Origin of the sequence: Mesorhizobium sp. M0437 (genome assembly GCF_040321335.1) — a bacterium.
Lineage (GTDB): Bacteria > Pseudomonadota > Alphaproteobacteria > Rhizobiales > Rhizobiaceae > Mesorhizobium.
The window spans coordinates 48,494-61,249 of sequence record NZ_JAMYRK010000038.1 but is presented as its reverse complement, the minus strand read 5'-3'; the positions used below and the strand labels follow the sequence as shown (position 1 = coordinate 61,249).

General features: G+C 58.6%; 9 protein-coding genes and 4 pseudogenes. 3 read left to right on the top strand and 10 right to left on the bottom strand.

The genetic code is table 11. The features are described 5' to 3' along the window. The 10 genes and pseudogenes from NKI72_RS22135 to NKI72_RS22090 form a co-directional block, all read right to left on the bottom strand. Positions 1 to 1,041 (bottom strand): aminotransferase class I/II-fold pyridoxal phosphate-dependent enzyme (locus NKI72_RS22135; RefSeq protein ID WP_352850899.1); only part of this gene is annotated, 1,041 nt, incomplete at its 3' end. Between the two features lie 952 nt (positions 1,042 to 1,993). After that, positions 1,994 to 3,017 (bottom strand): annotated as a pseudogene (locus NKI72_RS22130) (IS110 family RNA-guided transposase). A gap of 308 nt (positions 3,018 to 3,325) precedes the next feature. After that, positions 3,326 to 4,355: pseudogene (locus tag NKI72_RS22125) on the bottom strand (IS110 family RNA-guided transposase). Between the two features lie 300 nt (positions 4,356 to 4,655). Further along, a pseudogene (locus tag NKI72_RS22120) lies at positions 4,656 to 4,837 on the bottom strand (IS66 family transposase); the annotation flags it as partial. 79 nt (positions 4,838 to 4,916) lie between these two features. Beyond that, positions 4,917 to 5,462, bottom strand: a complete 546-nt coding sequence (locus tag NKI72_RS22115; RefSeq protein ID WP_352706559.1) for a VOC family protein — start codon at positions 5,460 to 5,462, stop codon at positions 4,917 to 4,919. A 248-nt stretch (positions 5,463 to 5,710) separates the two neighbouring features. Beyond that, complete coding sequence (locus NKI72_RS22110; protein WP_352850897.1) at positions 5,711 to 5,974, bottom strand: helix-turn-helix domain-containing protein; 264 nt, start codon at positions 5,972 to 5,974, stop codon at positions 5,711 to 5,713. 152 nt (positions 5,975 to 6,126) lie between these two features. Next, a pseudogene (locus tag NKI72_RS22105) lies at positions 6,127 to 6,543 on the bottom strand (DUF1403 family protein); the annotation flags it as partial. Between the two features lie 25 nt (positions 6,544 to 6,568). After that, entirely contained in the window at positions 6,569 to 6,970 is a 402-nt protein-coding gene (locus NKI72_RS22100; RefSeq protein WP_352706556.1) for a DUF1403 family protein, read from the bottom strand. Positions 6,971 to 7,213: 243 nt separating this feature from the next. Continuing rightward, the gene (locus NKI72_RS22095) at positions 7,214 to 7,807 is read right to left on the bottom strand and encodes a type II toxin-antitoxin system VapC family toxin (protein WP_352850896.1); all 594 of its coding nucleotides are present in this window, start codon (positions 7,805 to 7,807) and stop codon (positions 7,214 to 7,216) included. Next, entirely contained in the window at positions 7,797 to 8,093 is a 297-nt protein-coding gene (locus NKI72_RS22090; RefSeq protein ID WP_352468047.1) for a hypothetical protein, read from the bottom strand. The genes NKI72_RS22095 and NKI72_RS22090 overlap by 11 nt, the downstream gene beginning before the upstream one ends. Before the next feature lie 275 nt (positions 8,094 to 8,368). On the opposite strand from NKI72_RS22090, the gene NKI72_RS22085 reads away from it, so the two are divergent. From NKI72_RS22085 to repB, 3 genes are all read left to right on the top strand, one after another. Continuing rightward, positions 8,369 to 9,499 carry a site-specific integrase gene (locus tag NKI72_RS22085; RefSeq protein ID WP_352850894.1) on the top strand — a complete coding sequence of 377 codons (1,131 nt, stop codon included), beginning with the start codon at positions 8,369 to 8,371 and terminating at the stop codon, positions 9,497 to 9,499. A gap of 1,000 nt (positions 9,500 to 10,499) precedes the next feature. Continuing rightward, positions 10,500 to 11,681, top strand: a complete 1,182-nt coding sequence (gene repA / locus NKI72_RS22080; RefSeq protein ID WP_024927411.1) for a plasmid partitioning protein RepA — start codon at positions 10,500 to 10,502, stop codon at positions 11,679 to 11,681. Further along, the gene (repB, locus tag NKI72_RS22075) at positions 11,678 to 12,712 is read left to right on the top strand and encodes a plasmid partitioning protein RepB (protein ID WP_352706549.1); all 1,035 of its coding nucleotides are present in this window, start codon (positions 11,678 to 11,680) and stop codon (positions 12,710 to 12,712) included. The genes repA and repB overlap by 4 nt, the downstream gene beginning before the upstream one ends. Positions 12,713 to 12,756 lie beyond the last annotated feature (44 nt).

The following is a 12,756-nucleotide window of genomic DNA, read 5'->3' as shown; positions in this document are numbered from 1 at the left end:
GAAAGGAAGGTCAAGAGACAGGAAGAAGCCGCCAGAGGGTCGATTCCATCGAATCTGCTCCGGGAAAGGCGAAAACACACTGTCCAGCTGACGCAACATGACGTCGCGATTTGCACGATACCAATCCAGCGCGGGGCGAATCCAGCCACGCAAGCTTGCTGCCTGCTCGATCAAGAGTCCCGCCACAATCGCTTGGGTAATGTGGCTTGTATTGAGCGAGACGAAACTCTTGCGCTGGACCAGGTTTTCCCAAAGTGCCCGGCAAGCGCGCGCGTCTCCAAATATTGTATCGGGCAGTATCGCAGCTCCCACGCGGAGAGCTGGGCTCAAGGTCTTGGAGAATGTGGACAGGTAAATAACACTTCCTGCCTCATCCAAAGCGGCCATCGGAGGGATCTCATCACCTTCATACCGAAATAGCCGATATGGATTGTCCTCCAGAACGATAATCCGATTTCTTGCGCACACTTGAAGGATATCGCATCGTGAGGCCTTATCGAGGACGCGCCCGGTCGGATTGTCAAAATCGGGAATGAGGTATAGAGCGCGGGCCCTCCGACCATTCCGGCGCAATTGTAGGACGGCGAGTTCGACTGCCTCTGCAACGCAAGGCGCTGAGTTGGACAATGCTGCAACGGCGACCCTTGCGGCCTTACCTGCACCGGTCGCACCAATATACGTGGGATTGCAGACTAGGAGCACATCCGCAGCTTCAGGGCACAGCGCGGCGAGGCAGAGTGCGAGCGCTTCCTGGCATCCTGAGGTGATCAGTACGCGATCCGCCCTCGCGGGAACCCCCTCATCAGACCGGACCTGTTGCGCAACGAGCTCGCCGATAATGCCGGCGGTTCGTCCATACTGCAGCAAGTGCGACAATAATTGCCCGCCCCCGTGACCGCCAGCTGAATAGCGTTCATATACCACTAGCGCATTCAACAGCACCTGGGGGTCGAGCTTGTCGAAGAACCGCTCACTCGGTCTGCCAGACGCCAGCGAGACTGCCGAGGGAAACGCACTCGAGACTTCGTTCAAAAAATTCATAACTGAACATTGCGATCTGTGATCCAACATCGAACCCTGCGTAGGACTATCGGCGAGCTGAGGACCACACCAGTCTCAGAGCAAGGGCATCATTGAGGTCTAAGGGCTCACGCATTTTCACGGCTTATTCGCCAGAATGATCAAGCTGATCAAAAAGGCACCCATCGTTTGATTGATGAATCCATCCTGCGCGCCTGAGTGCATGTCTTCGAAGCTGAGCCGCCTCTCAAAGCGAGAGGACTCGGATCCTATGAAGTTGGCAAACTGCGTCTACGCACACCTAGAGCTGACCGGATTTTTGGTAGTCATGAGACGATTTCTCCTCAACCGCGACCCAGATACACCATGACCGTGCAAGTGCCGTGCCAAAGGAAAATCACGCCAAAACAATTAAGTGGCGCTACTAAGATGACTAGTGTCCGACATTGTCGGACATTGGACGCAAGCATCTGAGCAAGGCTCGAGTTTGTCGCGCGCGGGCGGGTTGTCGGACAGGACGATGCCAGGATCAGGCCAGAAAGCTCTAAAGGTGATACCGTGGCGATCCGGGCGGTGGAGGTACGCTGATCGAAGTCCTCGCCGATTGCTCAACGCGCGCCACGGCGTAACAGAAACGGCCGAGGATAATCGCCGCTGGATGAAAGTTCAGTGGCATGTATGGACGTATATGGACCCCGCCCGATTGCAACAGGTCGGCTAGATCAAGATCGTCGGTCACAACTGCTGACGTATATCCGGCTTCCTGATGCGGCTGGACAACGTCGTCGCCGCGAGCCCCGATGGATTTTCGCGGGCTTCCACCTCATCGGCCCCTAGACATTGGCCGAAGCCAAGCCGGTCCACACACCAGGTTCGGGAAGCGACGGAATGACCGTTTCACCATCTCCTACCATTTTGCTGCAATTGCTGGGGTGAGACCTCCTTCTGTTATTCCTTCGTTTGCCGCTTCGCCTTAAGCTGCTTTCACCGATGGTGCGTGCTCGTAGACTGTGCCGCCCGAGAGCATGGCCCACACGATCCTCGCATTCTTGTTGGCGAGCGCGACAGCCGCGACATTGGGATGCCGCCTTTGCCGCAGCTTACTAAGCCAGAGGCTTCGAGGATCCTGCTTGCCGGCTGCTTTGCCGAGCGCAGCGCGAGCGCGTCAATGTGCGCAGATAGCGATCGCCGCGCTTGCTGATACCGAACAGGCGGGCTCGCCCTCCACTGGATCGTTGTTTCGGCACGAGACCGAGCCAGGCCGCGAACTGGCGGCCGTTCTTGAAGCAAGTTCGATCACCTACGGCAGCGATCAAGGCTGTCGCGGTCACAGGGCGGATGCCTTCGATCTTTCCAAGCCGCTGACATAGTTCGCTGTTGCGAAAGAGCTCCCGAACCCGCCGATCATAAGATGCAATGCGTTGGTCCAGTTCGGCCAACTCCGTTTGCACTTCTCGGATCAGCACCCGCACCAATTCATTGAGACCATCGTCGCTGCCCCCCGTAATTTCAGCAAGGGCCCGGCGCAGCCGTGGGATGTCGCGGGCAATGACCACTCCATGCTCGGCTAGAAGTCCACGAACCTGATTAACGAGCTTGACCCGATCTGCAACCAGACGGCTGCGAATGCGATGAACCGCTTGAATCGCCAATTGATCGGCTGATTTCGGCGGAACAAAACGCATCGTCGGGCGGCCTACGGCTTCGCAAATCGCTTCAGCGTCATTCCGATCGTTCTTGTTGGACTTGACGTATGGCGTCACGAACTGAGGGCTGATCAGCCGAACCTCATGGCCGAGATCGGAAAGCACCCTTGCCCAATAATGCGCTCCGTTCGAGGCTTCCATGCCGACCAGACATCGTGGCAGATTGGCGAAGAAGGGGGCTACCGCATCGCGGCGTAGCGTTTTGCGCACGACGACTTTCCCGTGGCAGTCGACACCGTGAACCTCGAAGACGTATTTCGCTAGATCCAGGCCTATTCGAACGATCTGCATGACATCCTCCTTCGTTGCAGTTGGCGTTCGAGATTTCACCTCGCCTGGAGGGCGGGGTCCATACCATTGGCCTCCGCAGGCAAGGGCTTTCTGACGTTGCTGCCAGATTGGTCGGGTGCAGGCATGTATTCGGCCTTTGAGTGCGGCCTATTGTTGCCGCTGGCCCTGATGAAGTCCGCTGATCGGATCCCAGAAAGGTCAACGCGCTTTTAAGCGGCACCCACTGAGCGGGTTTGTCCGATCCCGGCTCGACCGTCCGTCATCACACCATCAGCGCCTCACCAATCTCGGCAATCCTTCTCGACTGCTCAAACGGCGGCCGAAGCCTCAAAGCGTCGTCCGGACATCATTAGCGCCCAAACGACCCGCGCCATTTTGTTCGCCAGGGCGACGGCGACGACGTTGTATGGCTTCTTCATCAGAAGATCGGCCGCCCAGCGAGTTGATGGCGCTTTTCCTGTTCGGCTGAAGCGGCGTACGGCATGGGCACCGACCACGAGAAGGCGGCGGAGATAAGGATCGCCCTGCTTGCTAATCCTGCCGAGACGGTCCTTGCCGCCCGATGAGTTCTGCCGCGGCACCAGACCTATCCAGGCCGCCAGCTGCCGGCCGGATTTGAAGAGCGCTACGTCTGTCACGGTTGCGGCGATAGCGCTTGCAGTGATCGGGCCGATTCCCGGAACTGTCTCCAGGCGTCGGCTCAGTTCATTCGAGCGATGCCAGGCATGAATCTGGCGATCCATCTCGCTGACCTTCTCGTGCACTTCCCGCAATTGCCCGATCAGCGGAAGAAGCGCCGACTGCGCAAGCGGCGAGATGAGATCGTGATCATCATCTTCAACCAACGCGATCAGCATTCCGACGCCAGCAACACCCTGGCGGGTCACGATGCCGAACTCCGCCAGGTGGCCGCGCAAGGCGTTCACCAGCATTGTCCGTTGCCGGATCAAGAGCTCGCGGACCCGATGCAGCATCAGTACGCTCTGTTGCTCCTCGCTCTTCACCGGAACGAAGCGCATCGTCGGCCGGGCCACCGCCTCGCAGATCGTCTCGGCATCCGTCGCATCATTCTTCTGCCGCTTCACTTTACATATGGCTTGACGTAGGATGCAGGCATCAGCCGAACGTCGTGACCCAGTGACATAAGAACCCGAGCCCAGTGGTGCCCCGTCGCGCAAGCCTCGATGCCGATTAGGCACGGCGGCAATGCTTTGAAGAACCCAGCGACATCATCGCGGCGAAGCTTGCGACGGACAACGACAGCATCAGCGCCATTGACCCCGTGGACCTGAAACACCTGCTTGGCGATACCAGACCAATTGTGGTAATCTTCTCCATGGACGGCTCTCCCTCATGTGACTTTCGACAGCCACACTTTGGCACATTGCGATGCCGGGAGCGGAGGCCGTCCACCACATCAGGTCACCGTCCCTGGCGCAGATCAGGTGACGCTTTCCTTTTCGTCCAGTTCGTTCGCCTCGACCTGTTCGGCTTCTTTAAGCCCGAGGAGAAGCTGATCTTCAGTAAGTGTTTCGGCGCGTCGGCCCGCTGGCGCTGCAATCCTCTGATGATCTGGCGCAGATAGGCATTTTCCGCTTCGCGCGAAAGCACCATCGCTTTGAGCGCATTCAGGTCACTCGGGGCGCAGGTGCAGGCGGCACGGCCGGTCCAGTCCGCGAGTGTCAAACGGTCGAGAGCGATGTCTCGCCGCTTGCAGATTTTTGGCAGTCTGTAGAGAGTGAGGTGATCGGCGCATTTGGAGACGGCGACTAGGCTACGATCGCTTTTGTCGGAATGCCACCTTCGATCAGTCTTGCGGGACCCTGGTAGGCCGGCGGGCGCGCCTGAAGTCGGATCACCAGCATCGCTATAGAAACCGAGGGGACCACACCTCTTCGATCAGTATTTTCCAGCCTGCTCAAGTTGCTCGAAAAGCTCTTGTACGTTGTTTTCAAGAAATGCTTCCTCTCCGTTCCGATGGATGAGTTCAAAGCTTATCCCCGTATTAGGGCATCGAGAAGAGAATGCTTGTGTTAGGCCAGGTCCCTCAATAATGGTCGTGTCGAACGACAATCCCCGCGCTCTAAGCGTATTGACCGCCGCCGACACATCGTCGACAGCTAATGCAACATGAGCTAGACCTACCCCGTAATTTTGGACAAGTTGAGACACCTGCGACTCTGGCTCTGTGCCTTGGCAAAGTACAAAGCACATGTCGTTCCGAACCATGTCCGCACACACCATCCCAGTCTTCTTACCCTTTATATGCAAACGCCGCCTAAGCTTAAAGCCAAGGACATCTTGAAACAGGTGGATAGCGTCATCTAGTTTATGAACCGCCAAAGCTATGTGATCAATGCTGTGTAATCGAGGGTCATGATGGCCATTTGCCTCGATAGATACTTTCAGAGAGCCATCAGACGGCGAACCCACGGGATAAGTCATTTTTTGAGTCCTTCTGTTTAGGTGATGCAGCCAATTTAATGATCAAGCCATAAGCTTGCTAACAGCCTGATTACACATGAGTAGCCTCGCGTACGGGAATGGTCCATTTTTGCGTGGTCGTGGGACAATTTCTGCTCAGTGTGAGCGCGTTTGTCGATGACTTGCATTTAACATGCCAACGGAAAAAACAGGCGCTGGCGTCTGGAGCGGTTTCGCCGCTGACAGGGGGCAGGTCAAGCCGGTCAGGTTCACGCGCTTTGAAGCGGTGGGATCCCGATCGTCTGGTCAGGATCATGCGCGCGGAGCGCAAGGCATGATCGCCTCAGGAGTTGTCGTTTACGTGTCGTGCCACCAGATCCGGAGAGCATGAGGAACTGTGTGGCGGTTGGTGGCGGAGGCTCTCTGAACGGGCCGGAACGGATGCGGTGCTTCTTGATCTTGTTGTATAAGGTTTTGCGGGTAATGCCGAGCGCGGCGGCAGCTTTGCCGCGGTGAAGCTTGTTCCGGCGCAACGCGTCGATGACCCATTCTCTCTCCGAAAGGGTCGTGGTCCCTTTGGTTGCCGGTTTGGCTCCAAGAACCGGAAGGACCCGTTCCGCCGTGATAATGTCTGCAGCCGCTCGAACAGCCGCCGCGAACCGAACCGAGACAGGGTTTTGGTGGTCAGCGAGCCGGACATGGCATCGTCATCGAGCAGTCTTTTGACCACCTCCCCCGCCCCCTTGGCGCGCAACTTTGGCATCACCGCAGCAAGCGGCTCGGCGCGCTGCGAAAGTTCTGCGGCCAGCCGCAAGGCATCATCCGCGCCCTGGGCCAGCGCCAGGCACGCCGCCCTTTCAAATTCTTTTTGCTCCCCCGGCCGAATCCGCTTGGCGCGACCGTCACCGGTTCGGAAGGCTAGAGCAAAAGCCTGGGCCATCAGCAGCGGCACCGGCCGCGGCCAGCGCAGCTTTTGCGCCAGAACCAGATCGGCGCACCACCACGCCAGCAATTCCGCTCCCGGCGACAGGGCAACAACACGGCTGGCGGCTGCCGCAGCTGTAAACGGCGCCGGCCGGCCGGCGCGCATCACATCGTCAATCGCACCCGGGAGATCGGCAAAACCGTCATCCCAGCGCAGCCCGAACTGATCGACCTTCAGCCAGCCTCGCGACGTCGATCGCCGGCGGCCGCGATGCCAGCTGCCGCCACGCAGCCAAAATGTTCCCGGCGGGGCCGGGATCGCCGTCAGCAGGACGCAGATACCAGGCATTGCGTAGCGCGGCCTCATCCTCGGAGCGGCCGGCTAGGCGCACGGCGGCAACGGCGCATTTCAAGGCAAGCCGCTGCCGCCAGGCGCCGGCCCAGGAAGGCTGCGGCGCCCGTGCGAGGCTGTCGAGCGCGCCCAAGGCGGCGCCGGCCTGGAAGGCGGCGTCGGCGTCGCTCGGCCCGCCGCCGGCGGCAAGCGCCCAGGCCGGGACGGTCGGCGGCGAGGCGGGACTGGCGGTCGCGGGATCGAGGCGAATCATGATTTCGAGGGTAAAGCGCCGGTGCGCTTTGCGCTAGAATTTTCGCGCCAAAACGCACAGCCTGTCGGCGTGATAAAACGAACGATAATTGCATTATCGTTCGTTTTTGTCATTACGTTAGAAATGGCCGCTGTCGCCCGCGGTTCAACGGTCGCAGGAGAGTGTCAGCGACCTTTTTGAAGACTGGTGGTCATTAAAGGAGGTTCGACGATCACGGTGCACGGGCATCTGCCACAGACGCTTTCAACCCTGCGGGCGCAAGTCTGTCACCGGCCGGTAGAAGATCACACGCACCGACGGAACAAGCTGGTTGAGGTAATCGAAATCCCCAACATTGCCGGTCAGGACCGTCGCGCCCAGCAGACCGGCCTGGTGCAAGATCAGCGCATCGTTGAGGAAGCGGCGTTCATGGCCCTCCCCTTTCGGCAGACGGCTCAGCCGGAACAGCAGGGCGGCAAGCATGCCGGCGCGTCCCCAGGCGGTGGCGTCGGGTGCATGCAGCCGGTGCACTGGAATGTCTTCAATCGTGCCTGCAACCACTTTCAGGACCGACTTCGTCGTGGGGTGCGCTGGGTCGAGCCGGCCGAACAGGTGGCTGAGCTCGGCAAGGCAGACGGCCGAGTGCTGACAGAGCCTATAGATCAGAAGGTCATCGACCACTTTGGGCGTGCGCCCCTGAAGGACATCCAGATAGACGCTCGTGTCGAGAAGCAATGCACCGCCGACAGGCGGCTGGTTCCCTGCCCAGGACAGAGCGGAATCCGGCCGCCGTTCCAGCCCGCCGGCACGCCGCTGTGGTTTGAGGGAACGCAGTGCGCTCCCGAGATCAAACGCCAAGATCAATGTCTGCGGAGATGCTGCCCTTGCGGCGGACGAGCTGGGCGCCAAAATCGTCCTCGAGGGCCAGCCGCGACAAGGCGAGCTCCAGCAGCTCAGTGTCGGAGGTCACATGAGCGCGCTTCTTTGCCGCCTCGATCAATTCCGACGGCACCCTGCCGGAAAGGCGTGTGTTCTTGGCCGCGCCGAGAAGGCCGACCGCCCTCGCCTGCTCAAGCACCAGACGGTTCCGGGTGTGGGCGATCCGCTCCTCGCTTTCGGCTGCCGTTGCGCCACGTACGCTCATCCTGGATTCTCCTGTTGAACGAAACATAAGGGATGTTGAACATGAAGGCAAGGATCGGCACTGAGAAAGAGGGCTCTAGGAGGGTCAACACTGGATCGGACATGGTCCGTCGCCCGGTCATGCTATAGCACGACCCAGCGTGTGGTCGTACGCGACCGGCGCAAATCCCGGGAGCTATTGGTCAAGCACCTCGCGGTGGACAATTGGGCGCTTTGGTCGCACGTTGGGGCTCTCAGAATCGCACCACTGTGACATTCAAATGATCGAGAGTTTCGATGGGCAGTCCCCGCAATTTCATGACGCCCATCGACGCGGTCGACACCAGCGACCTGCCTGACATTGTCGACGTCGTCATGGAAATGGGGCACCCGGATGAGGCTCCCTCCCCTCCCACGCAGGTCCTCGACCCGCGACAAGCATCACTGCCTGCGCATCTCGAAAAGCTGGCCGACCGCGCGCGCGATTACGTCGAGGCGGCGAGTTCGGCAAACACCCGTCGCGCCTATGCCGCCGACTGGAAGCATTTTTGCGCCTGGTGCCGGCGCCAGGCGTTTGATCCGCTGCCGCCAGATCCACAAGTCGTCGGCCTCTACATCACGGCCCAGGCCTCAGGATCGGAACGGGACAAAAAGTCTGTGTCGACCATTGAGCGCCGCCTGTCGTCGCTGACCTGGAACTATACGCAACGCGGTCAACCGCTCGACCGGAAGGATCGGCATATCGCCACCGTGCTCGCCGGTATCCGCAATAAACACGCCTCCCCTCCCCGTCAAAAGGAAGCCATCCTGCGCGACGATCTTGTCGCCATGCTGGAAACGCTCGATCGTGGCACGCTGCGCGGTCTGCGCGGCCGCGCCATGTTGCTTTTGGGCTTCGCCGGCGGCCTGCGCCGCTCCGAAATCGTGGGCCTCGATGTTGCGCGCGATCAAACCGAGGACGGCTGCGGCTGGATTGAAGTTTTCCCGGACAAGGGCGTGCTGGTTACGCTGCGAGGCAAGACCGGCTGGCGCGAGGTCGAGATTGGCCGCGGCTCGTCCGATGCCACCTGCCCGGTCGTCGCCCTGCAGACCTGGCTGAAGCTGGCCCGCATCGCGCATGGCCCCCTCTTCCGCCGCGTCACGGGGCAGGGCAAAGCTGTGGGCGCCGAGCGGCTCAACGATCAGGAGGTGGCGCGGCTGGTCAAACGCGCGGCCTTGGCCGCCGGCGTGCGCGGTGATCTTTCCGAGGGCGAGCGCGGCCAAAAGTTTTCGGGCCACTCGCTGCGTGCCGGCCTCGCGTCCTCTGCCGAGGTTGACGAGCGCTACGTGCAGAAGCAGCTTGGTCACGCCTCGACAGAGATGACACGCAAATACCAGCGCCGGCGCGATCGCTTCCGCGTCAATCTAACTGAGGCATCAGGATTGTAGAGTGCGGTACGCCCCCCAGCCGCAGGGGACTCTGGATGCGCCAATCCACCCCGGCGCCACACATCCAACCGTCAAGTTGATGGGTTTCCAAGGTTTATTGGTGCGGCGCAAGCCTCCAACTTGAGGAGCTGTTCCCAGCTGGGAACTCAAAGTACGGGTTGTGCGAGAAGTTTGCTTCTCGATGAGTTCTCCAGGATCCTTCGCCGACACGTGGACTAGCCCCCGAGGGAAGTTGCCTGGCGACTGCAGGAGCCTCTTGCTCGACGCTGGAGGAAAGTGCGCGTGGACAGGGCGCCCACGTGCCAAACGGTGCTGATTGCTGTCAAATCGCATGGGACGCCTGGCGACAGATCCGAGCCGCTGAGTTGCCATTCGCGAGAGTCGCTCGGCCCGGAAGGAATGCCTCGTTGCAGGGTAGGGGCCGTGGGGCGTCTAACTTGTCAGCCTGGGGCGATCACCGAAGTGGCATCGGAAGCGGCGCGGCATGGCTGCATCACAAACACAACCCATCGTCTCCGACGCAAAGGATGGTGACTCCCCTAGGACTGCGCGAGCTCAGTGCCTCCTCCGTCACAACGGGAATTTCGCCGCCGCGCCAATGGGGGGTATCTCTCCATGCGCAGAAACCTACCGGCGCTTCTGTAGGTCGCTCGCCGCCGTACGCGGAAGCCAGAGGCCAACCGGTACACCAACGTCGACTACCTACGAGAACAAAACGGGCAACGGGGCTCGCCCGTGCCCCCATGCTGCGTAACCACCTTCATAGCTGTCTTTTTCAATGCCTGATGCGCAACTTTGACGGCACAGGGAAGCCAGCGATAACGAAAAGTTCCCAGCTGGGAACTGCCCTGTGTCCATTTGCTCGAATTCTCCGAATCGGGCATACCTCCAGTAACGGAAAAACCGCGTAATTCGAAAAGTTGGCGTAGTTGGCGTGGCGTTAACAGCTTGTTAACCACAGTCGCTATCAATAGGCGCTGGGTGCAAGAGGAGAATCTGGGTGACGCGGCATCTAAGTAGCCTTCAGTTCATGAATACCTTTTCGACGAAACTCGAGAAGGCACTCAACAATCTTTCGCTGGCTCAGTATCCTCCTGATGCGATTCGTACGATGCGCAAATTCACTTCGACGGAAGTGGCAGCATTGCTAGGAGTGACCGAAGCTTACATACGGCAGGTCTCCTTAAAAGGGCAGGGACCTGAGCCAGAGACAACGACCACCGGAAAGCGCCTATATTCTGTGGAGCAGGTGCTGGACCTTCGGATGCACTTGGCGGAAAAGGCACGGAAGAAATGGATCAATCCTCGTCGTGTTAAAGGCGAGGATTGCCAGATCATCGCGATCACGAACTTCAAAGGTGGATCGTCCAAGACAGCGACCACTATTCACTTGGGTCATTGGTTGGCACTACGTGGATATCGCGTTCTCGCAGTCGACATGGATCCCCAGGCGTCGTTAACAAGTCTGCAAGGAGCGTTACCCGGATTTGACTACCGAGAAGGTGACACCCTTTACTCAGCGATTCGGTTTGACGATCCGGTGCCAACGGAAAAGATTATTCATCAGACGCATATCATCGGATTCGACGTCATCTGCGCCGGTCTTGAGCTGACAGAATTCGAAACGGCCGTCACCCTTGAGATGCGCAAGAGCGGTGGAACCAGTTTTCTGCTTCGAGTGTCGCAGGCCCTCGAACAGATCGTCGATAGCTACGACATCGTTCTTCTCGACTGTGCGCCGTCACTCAATTTCCTGACACTTTCATCGCTCACTGCCGCTACCGGAGTCCTAATCCCAGTTCCAGCGCACATGCTCGATGTCGACTCCACAGGGAAGTTTTTGGAGCTGGCCGCATCTTATATGCAAATCCTGGATGAGGCTGGTGCAGGCGCACGTTGGGATTTCGCCAAATTCCTCATCACAAAGTTTGAGGCCAACGACCACCCGCAAGCCAACATGCAGGCCCTAATGCGCCAAGTGTTTGGCGAGGATTTACTTCTGAATTCAGTCTCCAAATCCACTGCGGTTGCGGACGCTCTCACTTGGAAGCAGAGCCTCTATGAAGTGCAACGATCGAGGTTTTCGGCACCTAAAACTTATGATCGTGCAATCGAATCGATCAATGCCGCGAACGCGGAAATAGAAAGCCTCATCACAATGGCATGGAGGCGAGAACAGTGAGCCGTAAAGATTCTAAGGGCATGTTTGCTGCTGTTTTGGGGCAACTCGGGGAGGACAATTCGGAGGAGGGCGTCAGCCGCCGCACGTCATCGCCGCACCTGATGAAGGTGGCGGCTGGTGTTCGCCAAATGCAAGAGCGTAGCGATATCGCCGACAAGTTACTGAAGTCAGGCGAACAGATCATTGAACTCGATCCCGACAAAATACGGCCGTCGTCTATCACCGATCGATATGATGACGCCTACGAGATTTCCGCCATTGCTGAGATCACTGAATCCATGCGGGAGCGCGGTCAAATTGTGCCTGGATTGGTTCGGCCAGTACAAGGCAAGGATGGCGAGTTTCAAATCGTCTATGGTCGCAGAAGATTAGCGGCAGCTAAGCAGCTTGGGATCGGATTCAAAGCGGCCGTCCGCGAGTTAACTGATGAACAAGCAGTCATTTTCCAAGGCGAAGAAAACACCGCTCGAGAGGATCTTTCATACATTGAGAAGTGCGCTTTTGCGCTTGCGCAGCAGGAAGCGGGATACAAACGGGACACCATCTGCGCTTCGCTGTCGACAGGAAAATCGCATGTGTCCGAGATGATCAAAATCGCCTCATCGGTCGACAAGGAGATACTGCAATCGATTGGTAAAGCTCCCGGGATTGGTCGAGGACGATGGCAGGAATTCTCGAACCGCTATTCCATAGACGGCTCACCCGCAAAAGCTTTCGATCTTGTTCGCAAAAACAAATTCCGCGAGGCAACGTCCGACGACAGATTCATTATTCTGCTTGAGACGCTTCCATCGGATCATAATGCGATCAAAGAACCTGCGGGTCCGGCCAAGCCATCAAAGCCCAAGATTGCTATGAAATCCTGGGCTGCTCCAGACAAAACAGTCAGCGTCAGCCTCAAAGACAACGGAAAAACTACCATGATTGCCGTGGGAGAGGCTGAAGGATCGCGTTTCGCAGCGTTTATCGCCGGACAACTGGACGACCTGTTTGAGGCCTTTCGGAAGTCCATCACGAAACAAGGAGTCTGAAACCGCAAAAGAAAAAGGCCCCCGAACGGCAAGCCGTGGAAGCC

Excerpts from the sequence above, each read along its gene's own strand:
- NKI72_RS22085 (WP_352850894.1), top strand. The coding sequence starts at position 8,369 with ATGGGCAGTCCCCGCAATTTCATGACGCCCATCGACGCGGTCGACACC.
- NKI72_RS22115 (WP_352706559.1), bottom strand. The coding sequence starts at position 5,462 with ATGACTTATCCCGTGGGTTCGCCGTCTGATGGCTCTCTGAAAGTATCT.
- NKI72_RS22090 (WP_352468047.1), bottom strand. The coding sequence starts at position 8,093 with ATGAGCGTACGTGGCGCAACGGCAGCCGAAAGCGAGGAGCGGATCGCC.
- NKI72_RS22100 (WP_352706556.1), bottom strand. The coding sequence starts at position 6,970 with ATGATTCGCCTCGATCCCGCGACCGCCAGTCCCGCCTCGCCGCCGACC.